The organism is Desertimonas flava (assembly GCF_003426815.1).
Taxonomy (GTDB): Bacteria; Actinomycetota; Acidimicrobiia; order Acidimicrobiales; family Ilumatobacteraceae; genus Desertimonas; species Desertimonas flava.
On the sequence record NZ_QKYK01000012.1, the window covers coordinates 1 to 16,363 of the forward strand.

Consider the following 16,363-nt stretch of genomic DNA (forward strand, 5'->3'; position numbering starts at 1 on the left):
TTGGCTGCGTTGCTCGTCCTCGAAAGACCGGGCGTATTCCTTCGTCCTCGCGCCTTGCCAGCGACGAGCCCAGCGGCGCGATCCACCTCACCAACTCGGTGACAGACCACTGTGGTCTGTCACCGGATTGATCAGGATGTCTCGCTTGCTGGATCTCGCCGACGGCCACGACCGGGAGCGTGGGAGGGCGACCCTTGTCTGGCAGGATGTCGCCCATGGCTTGGGACGCGAATCGGCCGGTGCCGTACAAGCGATTGGCGAAGGAGTGGCTGATCTACGCCACGATCATGGTCATCCTCTTCGCCACGCTCTTCCGGGACAGCACCGACATCGGCGGTGTCCTGATCGGCCTGGTCGTGTCGTTCCCGCTGTGGATCGGCTTCAGCTACGTGTTGGCGAAGTTCGGCTACCAGCGCAAGACGCTGGCCGAGCTGCGCACGGCGCGGGCGTCGGCCACCCCGAAGGCCGTCGCGCAGACGGCGCCGAGCCGGCCCAAGCCGCCGCCGACGCGGCGCACGTCCACCGGCCCGAACCGCGCCCGCAAGCGGCGCTGACTCGGACGCGGCGGCTGGGATGTCGCGCTGCGTGATCGCCATCGACGCCGGGACCACCGGCGTCCGGGCGCGGGCGGTGTTCGCCGACGACTCGCCGACCGTCAGCGCCTACACCGAGTTCACCCAGCACTATCCGGCACCCGGGCTCGTCGAGCACGACGCAACCGAGATCTGGGACGCCGTTCACACCACGCTGCTCGACGTCGTGGCGAGCGTCGGCATCGACAACGTGGCGGCGATCGGTATCACGAACCAGCGCGAGACCGCGGTGGCGTGGGACCGCAGCACCGGTGTGCCCTACGCCCGCGCCATCGTGTGGCAGGACCGGCGCACGGCCGAGCGCTGCGACGAGCTCGCCGCGGCCGGGGCGCTGCCGCTGGTGCGTGAGCGCACCGGGCTCGTCCTCGACCCCTACTTCACGGGCACGAAGTACGAGTGGCTCCTCGAGCACGGCGGCGTGCCCGTGTCGGACGACCTCGCCCTCGGCACGGTCGACTCGTGGATCGTCTGGAACCTCACCGGCGGCGAGGCCCACGTCACCGACGTCACCAACGCCAGCCGGACGATGCTGTTCGACATCCGCAGGCGGGTGTGGGACCCCGAGCTGTGCGAGCTGTTGCACGTGCCGGTCGCGGCCCTCCCCCGCGTCGTGCCCTCGTCGGGCCGCATCGGCGTCACGTCGGCGCGGTGCGGCGTTCCGGAGGCGGTTCCCGTCAGCGGCATCGCCGGTGACCAGCAGGCGGCCCTGTTCGGGCAGGCCTGCTTCGCACCGGGGATGGCGAAGAACACGTACGGCACCGGCAGCTTCGTACTGCTCAACGTCGGCGCCGACTGCCCGCCGCCTGCCGACGGGATGCTCACGACGATCGCGTGGGAGCTGGCCGACGGCACCGTCGCCTATGCGCTGGAGGGGGCGATCTTCGTCACCGGCGCCGCCGTCCAGTGGTTGCGTGACGGCCTCGGCCTCATCGCCAGCGCGGCGGACATCGGGCCGCTCGCCGCGTCCGTCGACGACAACGGCGGCGTCTTCGTCGTGCCCGCGTTCACCGGTCTCGGTTCGCCGTGGTGGGACCCGCACGCCCGCGGCACGATCGTCGGGATCACGAGGGGCACCACGTCGGCGCACCTCGCCCGCGGCGTGGTCGAGGCGATGGCGTTCCAGACGCGCGACGCCGTCGAGGCGATGGTGAGGGCGGGCGGCACGGCGCTCGCCGGGCTCCGGGTCGACGGCGGCGCGAGCGCGATGGACGGCATGCTGCAGATGCAAGCCGACCAGCTCGGCGTCACGGTCAGCCGGCCGACCGATCACGAGACGACGGCGCTCGGCGCCGCCTACCTCGCCGGCCTCGCCGAGGGCGTCTTCCCCGATCTCGACGCCGTGGCCGCCCGCTGGCAGCTCGACGCCGCGTTCGAACCGGCTGCCGATCGCACCGCTGCCGACGCCCTCCACGCCACCTGGACCCGCGCCGTCGAACGCTCCCGTCACTGGGCCTCGCCGACACTCGACTCCTGACGGGATCCACCGAAGCGTCCGGTATTTTCCCTCCGGTCGGGCGGGCCGGGTGGACCGTCACCGCCACGTACGAACGGGAGGGTAATTACCCCACCGAAGCGTCCGGTATTTACCCTCCGGTTGGGACGGCGACCGGCCGACCCCCAAGAACGCCGCGGAGCCCGGAGCGTGGCGGACGCTACGTTCGCCATCGATGAGACGCATCTGTGTGTACGCCGGGTCGAGCCCCGGCTCCGACCCGGCGTTCGCCGACGCGGCCGCCGCCCTCGGCGCCGAGATCGCCGCACGCGGCCTGGGCCTCGTGTACGGCGGGTCCAACGTCGGGCTGATGGGAGTCGTCGCCGACGCCGCGACCGCCGCCGGCGGCACCGTGATCGGGGTACTGCCGAGCGTCCTGCAGGACAAGGAGATCGCTCACCGCGGCATCGCCGACCTCCGCATCGTCGACAACATGCACGAGCGCAAGCTGGCGATGATCGAACTCTCCGACGGGTTCGTCACGCTGCCCGGTGGGTCGGGCACGCTCGAGGAGCTGTTCGAGGTGTTCACGTGGCAACAGATCGGGCTTCACCGCAAGCCGGTCGGTCTGCTCGACGTCAACGGCTTCTGGCAACCGCTCGTCGCGCTGATCGATCACATCGTCGACTCGCGACTCCTCCGCCGTGAACACGCCGACCGCCTGCTCGTGGACGCTGACGCCGCGTCGCTGCTCGATCGCTTCGAGTCGTTCGACCCGCCCGTCATCGACAAGTGGATGGACCGCGCCAGCGGCCCGACCAGCGCCTGACGCGACCGCCTGAGGCGACGCCGGCTCAGCGCTCAGCGATCAGCTGGTCGACGATGCGGGCGAGCACCCGCAGCCGCATCCGCTCGCGTTCGTGGACGGCCCGCGCCGACCGGCCGGCGGCGACCGCCAGCCCGCTGACGGGCATGCGGGCCCACAGCACGTCACCCGGGCCGAGCTGGTCGTCGGCGAGGTGCTCGCTCCCGCCGAGGAAGGCCTCGAGCCACGCCTCGCCGGGTGCGTTGCCCGCCCGGGCGACGACCGCGCCCTCGCCGACGACCACAGCCCACTCGGCATCGAGGGCGTCGACCAGACCCGTGCACAGCACGCTGACCGCCTCGCCGGGCATCTCGGCCACGGCGGCCGCCAGCTCGAACATCGCCATGGCGGGATCGGGACGATTCGGTCCGACGAGGCGGATGTGTTCGACGGCGACACCGTCGACGGCCCCGATCTCCCTCGCCAGCAGTTCCTCGGAGGTCTCGAACGGCAGCGACACCACCAGCTCGTCGACCACCTGTCCGCCGCCGCGCTCGAGGATGTCGATCGCCAACAGGTCGCCGCGAACCGATCCGATCCGGCTGGCCACCTGACCGAGCGCACCCGGACGATCGGGCAGCCACAAGCGCACGACGAGCGAGCGCGCTCCGGCGCCGCTGTCCCCGTTCTCAAGATCCATCGGCTGTGTCTAGCCCAGTTTGGGCAGGCCGCGCTTGAGGTTGCGGATGCCCTGAGCGATGCGCTTCTCGTTCTCGATCAGCGCGAAGCGGGCGAAGCCCTCGCCCCCGGGGCCGAAGCCCGACCCGGGCGAGAGGGCGACGTCGGCCTCGCGGACGACGTGCGAGCAGAACTCGACCGAGTCCATCTCGGCATACGCCTCGGGGATCGGCGCCCAGACGAACATCGAGCCGCCCGGCTTGGGGATGTGCCAGCCGATGCGGTCGAGCCCGTCGATCAGCGCGTCGCGGCGGCTCTGGTAGATCTCGCGGACCTCGGCCGGGAAGTCCGACGCCTCGTTGATCGTGACCGTGGCGGCGATCTGCACCGGCTGGAACATGCCGTAGTCGAGGTAGCTCTTGAGCTTCACCAGCGCCTGCACCACCTCCGCGTTGCCGAGCAGGAAGGCGCTGCGCCAGCCGGCCATCGAGAAGCTCTTCGTCATCGAGTAGAGCTCGACGGCGCACTCCTTGGCCCCCTCGGCCTGCAGGATGCTTGGCGGCTGGTAGCCGTCGAAACCCATGTCGGCGTAGGCGAAGTCGTGGACCACGATCATGCCCCGCTCGCGACAGAAGTCGACGACGCGCTGCATGAAGTCGAGGTCGACGATGGCGCCGGTGGGGTTGTGCGGGAACGAGATCACGAGCACCCGCGGCTTCGGCCAGCCGATGTCGTAGGCCGTGGTGAGACGGTCGAAGAACTCCTCGGCGAACCCGGTCCGTTCCTCAGGGGCGGGGTTGGCGAGCGATCGCATCGGCACCTGGCGCAGGTCGGCGCCGGCGAACAGCGGACCGTAGATGTGGATCGGATAGCTCGGGCTGGGCACGATGGCGGCGTCGCCGCGGTCGAGCAGCACCCACATGAGGTGGCTGAAGCCCTCCTTGGATCCGATCGTGTTGGTGATCTCGAGCTCGGTGTCGAGCTGCACCCCCCACGTGCGCTCGTAGTAGCCGGCGATCGCCTCGCGGAGCTTGGGAAGCCCGCGCGACAGCGAGTAGCGGTGGTTGGCCGGCTTCGTGGCCGCCTCGGCGAGCTTCTGCACGGCGATGTCGGGCGACGGGATGTCCGGGTTGCCGAAGCCGAGGTCGATGACGTCGCGACCTGCACGCCGTGCCTCGATCTTCAACCCGTTGATGATCGCGAACACGTACGGGGGCAGATTCCCGATGCGCCTGAACTCGAAGCTGGACGGCATGGTGACAAACGCTACCGGTGCTCGCCTTCGCCCATCGGGACGGATATGCGAGGATCGACACCATGAGCTCGAGTCCCCCGGAGGGCAGCATCCACGTCGTCATCGAGATCCCGCGCGGCAGCCGCAACAAGTACGAGATCGACCACGAGACGAACCGGGTCTATCTCGATCGACGGCTGTTCACGGCGACGACCTATCCGGCGGACTACGGCTTCGTTCCCGACACGCTCGGCGGTGACGGCGACCCGCTCGATGCCCTCGTGCTGCTCGACGATCCCACGTACCCCGGGGTGTGGGTCACCGCCCGGCCGGTCGGCGTGCTGTACATGGAGGACGAGAAAGGCGAGGACGCCAAGCTGATCTGCGTCCCGCCCACCGAGCCGCGCTGGGACGAGACCCACGACATCTCCGACCTGCCGCCGCAGCTGATCGCCGAGATCCGTCACTTCTTCGAGGTGTACAAGGCGCTCGAGCCCGGGAAGCACTCCTCGACGCAGGGCATCGGTGGCTGCGAGGACGCCTGGCGGGAGATCAGAGAAGCGCAGGAGAACTTCACCAAGACGCACGGCGCATCCGCGCACTGAGCACGCCACCGCCATGACGATGCAGTGGCGGGTCCACGGCGAGCGCCCCATCTACCAGAGCGAGTGGGTGGATCTCACGCTCGTCGATGTCGAGATCCCCGACGGCCCGCGCTTCGAACACCACGTGGTACGCATGCCGGCGGCGGCCGCGGCCACCATCGTCCACGACCCCGATCGCGGGGTGCTGTTGCTGTGGCGCCACCGCTTCATCACCGACACGTGGGGTTGGGAGCTACCGGCCGGCCGCATCGATGCCGGCGAGACGCCGGAGCAGGCGGCCGCCCGCGAGACGCTCGAGGAGACCGGCTGGCAGCCCGGCCCGATCCACCATCTGCTCAGCTATCACCCCGTGAACGGCCTCTCCGACCACACGTTCCACGTCTTCGTCGCCGACGGGGCGACAGAGATCGGTCCCCCGTCGGACCCGACCGAGGCCGACCGCGTGGAGTGGGTGCCGATCGATGAGCTGCGGGCGATCGTGGACCGCGGCGAGATGCCCGACGGCTTCTCCCTCACCGGCGTCCTTCACGCCCTCGTCACCGGCGCGATCTGAGGCCGCGGCGTCAGCGCGTGGCGCCGTAGAGGGCGGCGCCGATCGCCCCGGCGCGCTCGCCGAGCTCGGCGAAGCGGATCTCGGGCTGGGGCCGCAGATTCGACGCGTACACCGCGGCCGCCACGTGTTGGCGCAGCATCGGCTCGAACACCGGTGCCGCCTCCGACAGGCCGCCGCCGAGCACGAAGCACGCCGGGTCGAAGGCGTTCGTCAGGTTCGCCAGGCCCGCCGCCATCCAGTAGGCGAAGTGGTCGAGCACCTTCACGGCGTCGGCGTCACCGCGCGCCGCTGCGGCCACCACCAGCTCGGACGTGATCGCCTCGATCGAGCCGGCCTGGGCCACGACGGCCTCGAGCATCCCATCGGCGGCGAGGCGCTTGGCCTCGAGAGCGACCGCCGACCCCGACGCGTAGCGCTCCCAGCATCCGCGCTGGCCGCACGGGCACGACGGGCCGTTGGGGTCGATCATCATGTGACCGAACTCGCCGGCGTAGCCGTTGGCGCCGAGCAGGAGCATGCCGTCGGCGATCACTCCCCCGCCGATGCCGGTGCCCATCGTGATCATCACGACGTTGTCGACGCCCCGGCCGGCGCCGAGATGCCACTCGGCGAGCACGGCGCACGTGGCGTCGTTGGTGACGGCGACCGGCCGGCCGAGGTCGGACGAGAACGCCGCGCCGGCGTCGAAGTTGGTGACGCCGGGCAGGTGGGGCGACGACGTCAGGACGCCGTGGCGAGTGATCGAGCCGGGCAAGCCGACGCCGAACGTGGCCTCGTCGAACCCCGTCTGCTCGGCGAGGGCGCGAGCCAGCCCGCACACCGTGGCGGTCAGCTCCTCCGTGCCGTGCGGGGTGGGGCGGCGGTCGACGGCGACGACGACACCGTCGGTGTCGACGGCGACGCCGAGGCACTTGGTGCCGCCGACGTCGACACCGATCTTCACGTTGTGACGAGCCTTGGTCCGCTCAGGACTCGGCTCGGGCCTTCAGCTCGCGTATCGAGTTGTTGAGGATGCGCACCTCGGCGCGTCGCTTGACGAAACCGGGCAGCGGGGCGGCGAGCTCGATCACGAGGTCGTACTGCACGTCCGTGCCGCCCGAGCCGTCGGGCTTGAACGTGTAGGTGCCCTCGATCCGCCGCTGGATGTCGCCCTTCACCATCGTCCAGGCGAGGGTGGTCGGAGCGTTGCTGTAGTCGTACGCCAACGTGTAGTGCGTGCTGCGGCCGAGCGCTGACGCACGGAACTCCACCTCGGTGGGGCGCCGTTGCTCGTCACGTGACCTGACGACGACGTCCTTGATGTCCTTGGCCCACTCGGGATACCGCTCGATGTCGGCGGCGATCTCCCAGACCCGGTCCGGTGGCGCGGCGATCGTGATGTGCTCCGTGGCGGTCTCGGCGGCCATGTCCGTCATTCTTGCTCATTTCCTGACTCGCCCGGCAAGGCGCTGGCTTTCGTTGACGATCGTGATTCGGGGCGATCGGGCGCCGCCGTGCGGGGGTCGCCGGCCGTGGCTTTGAGGCGGCGCGGCGGGAACGTGCCGTGGAAGGCGACCCACAGCCCGTTGAGTCCGAAGCCGAGCATCGGCACGAGGAACCCCACGGCGAGCGATGAACCGGCCTTGCCGTCGGGGCCGTCGAGACGGGCGAACGTGGTGGCGGTGGCGGTGACGACCTGCACGGCGAGCAGCGCCAGCATCGTGCGCCGGACCTGTGCGGGGGTGGGCGGGCCGGTCATCACGTACAGCTGGGCGACGCCGATCTCTTCGGTGCGGCTGCGCCCGACGGCGTGGAAGTAGGCCCACAGGAAGGCGAACACGCCGATGGCGAACAGCGTGAGTGCGGTGATGGCGCCGATCCACTGGAACGTCGTGGTGAAGAACGCGGCGGCGAGCACGGCGGTGACGACGAAGATGATCGTTCCGAGGATGTTGCCGCTCACGATGCGCTCGCCGGAGAGGGCGGCATCGCGTCCGATGGAGGGGTCGTCGCTCACGGGAGGGCTCCGAGGGATCGGCCGAGCCGGTCGGCGAGGACGTCGTAGGAGAACTCGGCGACGGCGCGCTCGCGGGATGCGATGGCCATCTTCTCCCGCATCCCCTCGTCGTCGAGGAGCGCCTCGAACGCCACGGCCACCTGCTTCCAGTCGTCGGGATGATCGACGACGAGGCCGGTGACGCCGTCGATCACCGCCTCGGCGGCTCCGCCCGATCGGCCGGCCACCTGCGGCGTGCCACACGCCGCCGCCTCCACGAACACGATCCCGAACCCCTCCTGTTCCAAGCCGCCCCAACGGGTGCGGCACGCCATCGTGTACACGTCGGCACATGCGTAGAGCAACGGCAGGTCCTCGTGTGACACCCGACCGAGGAAGCGCACGGGCGCGTCGAGCCCGGCGGCCAGCTTGCGCAGGCGACCGTCGTCACGACCGCTGCCGGCGATGGCCAGGGTGAGCCCGGGCCGGGCCTCGGCCAGGGCGGCGACGGCGCGGATGGCGACGTCGAAGCCCTTGCGGGGCACGAGCCGGGAGATCGACACGATCAGCTCGTCGTCGACCGGCAGGCCGAAGTGCCGCCTCGCCGCGACGCGTGCGTCGTCGTCGATGGGCCGGAACCGTTCGACGTCGACGCCCGGGGGCACCACGGTGATCGGCAGGTCGCGTCCGGCGGCGCGGACAGCTTCGGTGGCTGCATACTCGCCCGCCGACACGATGTGGCGGGCGTTGCGGAGCACGTGGCCGAGCGCCTGCTTGGTACCGGGGATGCGACCCGGCACGGTGACCTCGGCGCCATGGAGCACGACGTCGTAGGGCAGCTCGAGCGACGGCCCGACGAGGCCGAGCGGGATCGCCGGGTCGAGCACCACGAAGTCGGCGCCGAAGTCGGCAGCCAGCTCGTTGATGCGGCGGACCATCAGCGGATGCGGCAGCAGGACGGGTTCACGGACACGCTCGATGCGGTAGGCCTGCTGGGCGTCGAACTCGGCCGCGCCGGCGTAGGGGCTCGTGAGCACGGCGAAGCGGTCGCTCGGCAGGCGCCGCCACCACTCCCACAGGAGCGATTGGATCCCGCCGATCTTGGGCGGGAAGTCGTTGGTGGCCAGCACGTGCTTCATCGCGGCGTTCCTCCGGCACGAGGCGCGGCACCGACGACGGCGACGCCGAGGCGGTCGGCGGCCCAGGCCGCGTGTTCGGCGAGCACGTCGTCGGGACCCGACCGGTAGTGCTCGAGCACGGCGCGCGTCCTGGCGTCGGTGCCCGATCCGGTGTTCCCCAGCACGACCAGGGCATTGCGCCGCAGCCACCGGGGGTCGCGCTCGGCGATGTACCAGCCGCCGTGGCGATCGAGCAACGTCGTGTCGTCGGCCTCGAGCAGGTCGAGCACGTCGACCCACGCGGGCAGCGTGCTACCGGCGCCGGGATGCCGAGCGCCGAAGCGGACGGCGGGCGGGCAGGCCTCCTGGCAATCGTCGCAGCCGTAGATGCGGTCGCCGATGGGTTCGCGCATGGCGACCGGGATCGTCCCCGGCTTCTGCAGCACCCACGCCAGGCAGCGTCCGGCGTCGACGACCCCAGGGGCGACGATGGCGCCGGTCGGGCAGGCGTCGAGACATCGCCGGCACGTCCCGCAGCCGTCACGCACCGGCGCATCGGCCGGCTCGAAACCGGCGGTGGTGACGACCGAACCGAGCACGAACCAGCTACCCCGGCCGGGCACCATCAGGTTGGCGTGCTTGCCGTACCAACCGATGCCCGCCTGGTACGCGGCCTCGCGGTCGACGAGCCCGTTGTCATCGGCAAAGACCGTCGCCCGGTCACCGGCCGCCTTGAGTCGGGCGGCGATGGCTCGCAGCCCGCTGCGGAGCGGGGCGTAGTGGTCGACCCGCGCGTAACGGGCCACCCGGGCGTGCGGACCGGAGGGGCGAGCGGGGTCGTCGGAGTAGTAGGACAGCGCCCCGACCAGGATGGAACGGGCGCCGGGCACGGAGTGGAAGGGGTCGGTGGAGCGGTCGGGGTTGCGGTAGGTGAACCCCATCCCGCCGTCGAGCCCGGCGTCACGCCGTTCGTGCAACGCCTGCCGGGCCCGCCCGAGCACCTCGGCCCGGGCGACGCCCAGATGCTCGATCCCGTGCTCGAGCGCGAGATCACGCAGCTCGCTGAGCGCCGGCGTCGGGGGGCGGTGTCGCACGGCACCAGCGTACGGCGCAGGGCTAGCCGGCCCGCCGATGCCGCAGGTCGGGAACCAGCCCGGCGTCGGCGAGCAGGCGCACCGCCCGCACCGTGGGCATGTCGAGCACCACGGCACCGCGCCGCTCGGGGCGGTCATGATCGAGCAGGAAGGTCACGACGCAGTCGCCGCACGCAGCGGAGTCCTGCATCACGCAGTCGTCACACGAGATCACCATGGCTGCGACCATAGAGATGGGGTGTCACAGTCGTTCCTCGGCATCGATCCGAGCGGAGGTGTCTCGACCAGTTGCATGCAATCCACCGGTATCACCGCGCCACGTCTGTGACTGAGCAGGATCGCTCTGCGAGTTGTTCCCCGGGTTGTGTACGATTACCGAGATGAGTGGCCCCTTGACCGGCGTCCGCGTGCTCGAGCTCGGCAGCTTCATCGCCGGCCCCTTCTCCGGACAGCTCCTCGGCGACTACGGCGCCGACGTCGTCAAAGTCGAAGACCCGACCAGCGGCGATCCGATGCGGACGTGGGGCGTCACCATCGACGGCGACAGCATCTGGTGGCCGGCGATCGCCCGCAACAAGCGCTCGGTCGCGATCGACCTGCGCGACGAACGCGGACGTGACGTCGTGCGCCGCCTGGCCGCGCAGTGCGACATCATCGTCGAGAACTTCCGACCCGGCCGGCTCGACGAGTGGGGCCTCACCTACGACGTGCTCGCCGCCGAGAACCCCACCCTCGTCGTCGTGCGGATCAGCGGGTTCGGCCAGACCGGACCGCGATCGCGCGACGCCGGGTTCGGGAGCATCGGCGAGGCGATGGGCGGTATCCGCCACACCACGGGCAGCCCCGACCGCCCGCCGGCCCGCGCCGGCGTCTCGCTCGGCGACGCCCTCGCGGCGATGTTCGGGGTCATCGGCGCCTTGGCCGCGCTCACCTCGGCGCGCGCCACCGGCAAGGGGCAGGTGGTCGACGTGGCGATCTACGAAGCGGTCGCCGCGCTGATGGAGTCCTCGATGGCCGACCTCGAGCTCGGCGGCGTCCTGCGCGGCCGATCGGGCAGCGTGCTGCCCGGCGTCGCCCCATCCAACGTCTACCCGGCCGCGGACGGCTCGGAGATCCTCATCGCCGGCAACGCCGACTCGGTGTTCTCCCGCCTCTGCTCGGCGATGGGGCGCCGAGAGCTGGCCATCGACGAGCGCTACGCCACCCACAGCGCCCGAGGCGAACGGATGGAGGAGCTCGACGCGCTCATCGCCGACTGGACCTCCCAGCACAGCGGCGACGAGCTGCTCGCCATCCTCGAGGAGCACGCCGTGCCCGCCGGGCGCATCTACACCGCCGCCGACATGCTGACCGACCCGCACTACCTCGCCAGGGAGATGGTCCTGCGGGCGACGTCGCACCAGGGCTGGAACGTGCCGATGACCGGCATCGTGCCGAAGTTCTCGGCCACCCCGGGCGCGGTTCGGCACCCGGGCCCGCGCCTCGGCCAGCACACCGAGGCCGTCCTGCGCGACGTCGCCGGCATCGGCGCCACCGAGATCGCCGACCTCGTCGCCGCCCAGCTGATCGCCGTCGACCCGAACGCAGCCAGATCCACCGGATCCGGCACCGAACCGGACAAGGAGTCCTGATGACCCGTCTTCGCCAGGTGTCCCGAGCCGACACGGACAACGAGCTCGTCCACGCCACCTACGACCGCCTCTTCGGGCCTGGCCGCGACCCCGTCGCCGAGCCCGGCACGTCCACCGGCACGCCCGGCGACTGGTGGACGGTGTTCGCCCTCGTTCCCGACGCCCTCCGCCACGCGTCCCAGGGCTTCGGCTTCTACCGGAGCCCGCGGCGGCTCCTCGACCCGCTGCTGCGCGAGCTCGGCCAGACGCGCGCCGGCTGGGCCAAGAGCAGCCAGTTCGTGTTCTCGCAGCACTGCAAGTCGTGCCGCATCGTCGGCATGACCGAGGAGATGATCGCGGCGATCCCCAACTGGTCGATCGCCGACTGCTTCACGCCGGTGCAGCGGGCCGTCCTGGCCTACACCGACTGCCTCGTCCTGCAGGGCGGCCGCGTGCCCGATGCGGTGTTCGACGCCCTGCGCGAACATCTGAGTGACGAGGAGATCCTCGAGCTCACCTACATCACGATGCTGTACGACATGCACGCCGTCATCAGCCGGGCGCTGCGCCTGGAATGGGACGATCGCGACGACCCGATCGTCGAGATCGCCGCGCCCGAAGGGTTCGTGTCGTTCGACGTCGGCGCCGCGATCGCCATGCCGGAGCAAGGATGAACAGCCCTGACCCGGCGGCGACGGGCCGGGTCACGCTGCGCGACGTCACGCTGCGCGACGGACTGCAGGACGAGTCGCCGATCGCCATGGCCGACAAGCTGGCGCTCTACTCCGCACTGGTCGTCGCCGGCGTCGACGATCTCGAGCTCACGTCGTTCGTGCGCGCCGACCGCGTCCCGGCGATGGCCGACGCCGACGAACTGGCGGCGGCCACCGCCGATCCCGGCGGACCCACGCGGTGGGGGCTGGTGCTCAACCGCCGCGGGGCGGAACGGGCGCTTGCCGCCGGGCTCCGGAACGTTCAGTTCGTCGTGTCGGTCTCCGACGCCCACAACCGCAACAACGCCGGGCGGCCCACGGCCGGCTCCCTCGAGGACCTCGGCCAGATCGTCGAGCTGGCGGATGCCGACGGTGCCGCCGTCGAGGTCACGCTGGCCACGGCGTTCGGTTGCCCGCACACCGGGCCCGTCGATCCCGCCGACGTGCGACGCGCCGCCGACCACGCGGCTCGGGTCGGCGTCCGTTCGATCGGGCTCGCCGACACGATCGGCACGGCGATCCCCACCGAGGTCACCGCCCTGGTGCGCAACGTCGCCGCCGACCATCCCGACCTCCCTGTCGGCATCCATCTCCACGACACCCGCGGTCTCGCCGTCACCAACGCCCTCGCGGCCATCGATGCCGGCGCGGTGCGCGTGGACGGCAGCGTCGGCGGTCTCGGCGGCTGCCCGTTCGCTCCCGGCGCATCGGGCAACCTCGCGCTGGAAGACCTGGCTCACGTGCTCGCCGAGATGGGCGTCGCCACCGGTGTCGACGTCGAGCGTCTCATCGAGGCGGCCGAGCTGGCGTGCCGCCTCGTCGGTCGGCCGGTGGCCAGCCACGTCGGCGTCGCCGGACCGCGCTTCAAGACGCTCTCGCCGCTCGACGCGACGCCATGAGCGACCGGGCCGGCCCCGGCGCCGGCACCGAGCTCCCCGGTGAGCCCGTGTACGAGCGGCTGCGCGCCGGCATCGTCGAGGGTCGCTACGCGCCGGGGGCCCGCCTGGTCGAGCAGGCGATCGCCGCCGAGCTCGGCGTGTCGCGCACACCCGTGCGGGAGGCGCTGCGCCGGCTCGAGTCCGACGGCCTCGTCACCAGCGAGCGCAACCGCGGCGTCGTCGTGAGGTCGATCTCGGCTGCCGAGATCGACGACCTCTACGAGCTGCGCGGCCGCCTCGAGTCGTACGCCGCCGAACTGGCCGCCGGCCGGCGCACGGCCGAGCAGCTCGCCGCCCTGCACGCCGCGGCCGCCGAGTTCTCCGCCGCTGTCGAGCAGGTCGCTGCGGCCCGGCGCCGTGGCGTCCAGGGGTCGGTCGCCCAGACGAGGGCCTTGAACGCCGCCAACCGGCGCTTCCACGACACCGTGGTCGCGGCGGCGGCCCACGATCGCCTCGGTGCCCTGCTCGCCGGCACGGTCGACGTTCCTCTGGTGTTCCGGGCGCTGCGCGACTTCGACGGCGACCAGCTGCAGCGCTCGGCGTTGTTCCACCATCTCATCGTCGAGGCGGTCAGCACCGGCGACGGCACGCGGGCCGGCCGCCTGATGGCCGAGCACATCGCCCAGGGACACGACATGGTGCGCGACGGCCTCGCCGCCGAGGCCCGCTCCTCCGGCCAGGGCGGCTGACGACACACCACTAGCGACCGGCGCGACTGGTGAGCCAGGCGCCGGCAAGCACCAGCGCCAGACCGACCACGGCGATCGCATCGACCGGGTCGTCGCGCACCAGGGCCCCCAGCACGAGGGCGACGACCGGGATCAGGTAGGCGATCACCGAGCCACGTGTGGCGCCGACGCGACCCATCAACGTGCCGGCGGCGACGAACGCCACACCGGTGCCGATCGTGCCCAGCAGCAGCACGGCGCCGAAGGGCTTCCACTCGAACCTCGACTCGCCGAGCCCGACGATCGCGTAGGGGGCGGTGAGCACCACGGCGACCAGTTGGGCTCTGGCGATCACGCCGATCGCCCCGTAGCGCTGTTGCAGCGGCACCATCAGATTGCCGGCAAAGGCGTAGGCGACGATCGCGAGCAGCACGAGCACGGTCCCCAAGGCCGTCTTCGACCCACCCTGGAGCGACGGCAGGCTGATGCACACGACGCCAGCGAAGCCGACGACGATCCCCTGCAGCTGGCTGCGCCCGGGTGGCCTTCGCAGGAGGATCGCCGAGACCGCAGCGGCGAACATCGGCAGTCCGCCGTTGAGCATCCCGGCGACCGCCGACGACACCCACTGCTCGGCGATCGGGAACAGCGTCTGGGGGATGGCGAACCAGACGAAGCCGAGCAACGCGACCCGGGGCCAGTCGCCCGCCGCGATGCGGGTCTGGCGGGTCTTCGGGACGAAGGCCAGCGTGACGAACCCGAAGGCCAGGCGCCCGATCGTGACGACGCCGGGCTCCATCGCCTCGAGCCCTTCGGCGATGAGCAGGAACGAGGCGCCCCAGATGGCCGCCGCGAAGGCGACCAGTCCCCAGTCGACGACGCCGAAGGGGGCCGCACTCGTCCCCTCGGCGGTGGCGGGAAGACGACCGGGCGTGGCCGCCGTCGGCGCATTCGGCGCAGGTTCGTCGGTTCCGGCGCTGTTGCGCAGCGAGGTCACGGCGCCAAGGTAGTGGCGCTCGACCGGCCCACCGTCAGCGGTTCCACCCGCGCCCGCCGAGCATTCGAGCGGTGCTGCGGAGGGCCGCCGCCCGTCGTCAGCCGAGAGCCACGGCGGCGAACGTGTCGCTGGCCACGACATTGGCCCCGGCGGCGGTGACGTCACGACGGATCTCGGCGTCGTTGGTGACCACGACGACGGGCCGCGAGGCGTCCGCCGCCGAGACCTCGGAGCGGATCACGTCGTCGGCGATCACGCCGCCGGGCGAGTAGCGCACCCTCGCCAGGCGGCGGGCGCGGGTGTGGCTGCCCGGGATGTCGGCGCCGTCGAACACGACCGTGATGTCGCTGCCGTACCGGCGGGCCACCGTGTCGACGGCGTCGAGCAGGTGCTCGCGCTGGGCCTGCAGGTCGAGGTCCGGCCAGGTGAGCTTGGCGACGTTGTAGCCGTCGACGAACACGAGCACGGAGGGGGTCTTGAGGAGATACTCGGCCGCCTTGCGCGGATCTCGGGCGAGCGGGCCGGGCAGACCGATCGGGACCCGCCGGGCGGGGCGGACGTCGACGAGCCGGGACATCCGGTCGGCGATGCCCTTGGCCCATTCGGCGAGCTCGCGCAGCTCGCCGAGCTGCGTGGCCGACACCGGCACGCCGTGTTGCTCGGCGCGGGCGGCCAACAGTTCGTCGCGTTGCCGCTCCGCCTCGGCCGCTCGTGCGAGCGCCGCGTCACGCTCGGCCTCGACGCCGGCCAGGCGCTGCTGTGCCGCGTTGGTCCGGTCGCCCGCATGCCGGGCGGCCTGCTTGGCCGCAGCCAGGTCGGCGCGCAGCTGCTCCAGCTCGGCCCCGGAGGCCTGGTGGTGGTCCGCCCTCTCGGACAGCTCGCGGGTGCGTTCCTCGAGCTGTTCGGTCAGTGCGGCGAGCTCGGTCCGCGTGCGTACCGCCACCTGCTCGGCCGCCTCGCGGCGCCGCTCGGACCGCTTGAGGGCGAGCGCCGCGTCGGCTTCTGCGGCGGCCTCGGCTTCGGCCTCGATGAGCGTGCTGATGCGGTCCTCCCAGCCTTCCTCGCGCCGGAGCCACTCCAGTCCGATCGGGTCGACCAGCTCGGCAGTGGCGGCCACCGCCAGTCGGTGGCGGTACTCGGGGTCGGCCTCGATCGCCCGGCGGATCCGGCCCAGTCCGGCTCCCGGCAGGCGTTGCTGCTTGAGGAACGGCTTCAGCTCGGGCGGAAAGACCAGCGGCGGTTTGAGGCGCTGGCCGGCGTCGGCGACACCCACGGCGAACTCGAGCGCGGACCGCAGATGGCGGTGCTCGAGTGTCGTCGGGCCGGGCGCCGGCGTCGTTTCCACATGGT

At 71.6% G+C, this 16,363-nt stretch carries 19 protein-coding genes; 9 read left to right on the forward strand and 10 right to left on the reverse strand.

Annotated elements, in window-relative coordinates:
• Positions 1-215 precede the first annotated feature (215 nt).
• The 3 genes from DN771_RS14880 to DN771_RS14890 all read left to right on the forward strand — a co-directional run bounded on the left by DN771_RS14880 (position 216) and on the right by DN771_RS14890 (position 2,854).
• The gene (locus DN771_RS14880) at positions 216-554 is read left to right on the forward strand and encodes a hypothetical protein (protein WP_162941972.1); all 339 of its coding nucleotides are present in this window, start codon (positions 216-218) and stop codon (positions 552-554) included.
• Between the two features lie 19 nt (positions 555-573).
• Positions 574-2,067: a glycerol kinase GlpK gene (glpK, locus tag DN771_RS14885; protein WP_116998342.1), complete on the forward strand. Its 1,494-nt coding sequence runs from the start codon at positions 574-576 to the stop codon at positions 2,065-2,067.
• Positions 2,068-2,260: 193 nt separating this feature from the next.
• Positions 2,261-2,854, forward strand: a complete 594-nt coding sequence (locus DN771_RS14890; RefSeq protein WP_116998343.1) for an LOG family protein — start codon at positions 2,261-2,263, stop codon at positions 2,852-2,854.
• Between the two features lie 25 nt (positions 2,855-2,879).
• Here DN771_RS14890 and DN771_RS29545 read toward each other — a convergent pair whose 3' ends face one another.
• Positions 2,880-3,530 (reverse strand): ACT domain-containing protein, encoded by a 651-nt coding sequence (locus DN771_RS29545; RefSeq protein ID WP_162941973.1) that lies wholly within the window; start codon positions 3,528-3,530, stop codon positions 2,880-2,882.
• A 9-nt stretch (positions 3,531-3,539) separates the two neighbouring features.
• Positions 3,540-4,763 carry an aminotransferase class I/II-fold pyridoxal phosphate-dependent enzyme gene (locus DN771_RS14905; RefSeq protein ID WP_116998346.1) on the reverse strand — a complete coding sequence of 408 codons (1,224 nt, stop codon included), beginning with the start codon at positions 4,761-4,763 and terminating at the stop codon, positions 3,540-3,542.
• A gap of 62 nt (positions 4,764-4,825) precedes the next feature.
• Here DN771_RS14905 and DN771_RS14910 point away from each other — a divergent pair, with 62 nt between their 5' ends.
• Entirely contained in the window at positions 4,826-5,347 is a 522-nt protein-coding gene (locus tag DN771_RS14910) for an inorganic diphosphatase (protein ID WP_116998474.1), read from the forward strand.
• A gap of 19 nt (positions 5,348-5,366) precedes the next feature.
• Positions 5,367-5,900, forward strand: a complete 534-nt coding sequence (locus DN771_RS14915; RefSeq protein ID WP_116998475.1) for an NUDIX hydrolase — start codon at positions 5,367-5,369, stop codon at positions 5,898-5,900.
• 10 nt (positions 5,901-5,910) lie between these two features.
• Here the strand turns inward: DN771_RS14915 and DN771_RS14920 are convergent, their stop codons facing one another.
• The 6 genes from DN771_RS14920 to DN771_RS14945 are packed head-to-tail and all read right to left on the reverse strand — an operon-like array spanning position 5,911 to position 10,304.
• Positions 5,911-6,843: an ROK family protein gene (locus tag DN771_RS14920; RefSeq protein WP_116998347.1), complete on the reverse strand. Its 933-nt coding sequence runs from the start codon at positions 6,841-6,843 to the stop codon at positions 5,911-5,913.
• Positions 6,844-6,865: 22 nt separating this feature from the next.
• Entirely contained in the window at positions 6,866-7,315 is a 450-nt protein-coding gene (locus tag DN771_RS14925; protein WP_116998348.1) for an SRPBCC family protein, read from the reverse strand.
• Positions 7,312-7,896, reverse strand: a complete 585-nt coding sequence (locus DN771_RS14930; RefSeq protein WP_116998349.1) for a hypothetical protein — start codon at positions 7,894-7,896, stop codon at positions 7,312-7,314. The genes DN771_RS14925 and DN771_RS14930 overlap by 4 nt, the downstream gene beginning before the upstream one ends.
• Positions 7,893-9,014 carry a glycosyltransferase family 4 protein gene (locus tag DN771_RS14935; protein ID WP_116998350.1) on the reverse strand — a complete coding sequence of 374 codons (1,122 nt, stop codon included), beginning with the start codon at positions 9,012-9,014 and terminating at the stop codon, positions 7,893-7,895. The genes DN771_RS14930 and DN771_RS14935 overlap by 4 nt, the downstream gene beginning before the upstream one ends.
• A complete protein-coding gene (gene queG / locus DN771_RS14940) occupies positions 9,011-10,087 on the reverse strand; it encodes a tRNA epoxyqueuosine(34) reductase QueG (RefSeq protein WP_162941974.1) in 1,077 nt (358 codons plus the stop codon). Before queG ends, DN771_RS14935 begins: the two co-directional genes overlap by 4 nt.
• 22 nt (positions 10,088-10,109) lie before the next feature.
• Positions 10,110-10,304 carry a hypothetical protein gene (locus tag DN771_RS14945; RefSeq protein WP_116998476.1) on the reverse strand — a complete coding sequence of 65 codons (195 nt, stop codon included), beginning with the start codon at positions 10,302-10,304 and terminating at the stop codon, positions 10,110-10,112.
• 163 nt (positions 10,305-10,467) lie between these two features.
• Here DN771_RS14945 and DN771_RS14950 point away from each other — a divergent pair, with 163 nt between their 5' ends.
• The 4 genes from DN771_RS14950 to DN771_RS14965 are packed head-to-tail and all read left to right on the forward strand — an operon-like array spanning position 10,468 to position 14,037.
• Positions 10,468-11,718: a CaiB/BaiF CoA transferase family protein gene (locus DN771_RS14950; protein WP_116998352.1), complete on the forward strand. Its 1,251-nt coding sequence runs from the start codon at positions 10,468-10,470 to the stop codon at positions 11,716-11,718.
• Positions 11,718-12,371 carry a carboxymuconolactone decarboxylase family protein gene (locus tag DN771_RS14955; protein WP_116998353.1) on the forward strand — a complete coding sequence of 218 codons (654 nt, stop codon included), beginning with the start codon at positions 11,718-11,720 and terminating at the stop codon, positions 12,369-12,371. The genes DN771_RS14950 and DN771_RS14955 overlap by 1 nt, the downstream gene beginning before the upstream one ends.
• The gene (locus DN771_RS14960; protein WP_162941975.1) at positions 12,368-13,309 is read left to right on the forward strand and encodes a hydroxymethylglutaryl-CoA lyase; all 942 of its coding nucleotides are present in this window, start codon (positions 12,368-12,370) and stop codon (positions 13,307-13,309) included. Before DN771_RS14955 ends, DN771_RS14960 begins: the two co-directional genes overlap by 4 nt.
• Positions 13,306-14,037 (forward strand): GntR family transcriptional regulator, encoded by a 732-nt coding sequence (locus DN771_RS14965; protein ID WP_116998355.1) that lies wholly within the window; start codon positions 13,306-13,308, stop codon positions 14,035-14,037. The genes DN771_RS14960 and DN771_RS14965 overlap by 4 nt, the downstream gene beginning before the upstream one ends.
• Before the next feature lie 10 nt (positions 14,038-14,047).
• On the opposite strand, the gene DN771_RS14970 is transcribed toward DN771_RS14965, so the two are convergent.
• Together DN771_RS14970 and DN771_RS14975 are read right to left on the reverse strand one after the other, a co-directional pair.
• Complete coding sequence (locus DN771_RS14970) at positions 14,048-15,013, reverse strand: DMT family transporter (RefSeq protein ID WP_162941976.1); 966 nt, start codon at positions 15,011-15,013, stop codon at positions 14,048-14,050.
• Between the two features lie 97 nt (positions 15,014-15,110).
• Positions 15,111-16,358, reverse strand: a complete 1,248-nt coding sequence (locus tag DN771_RS14975) for an NYN domain-containing protein (RefSeq protein ID WP_116998357.1) — start codon at positions 16,356-16,358, stop codon at positions 15,111-15,113.
• Positions 16,359-16,363: the final 5 nt, after the last annotated feature.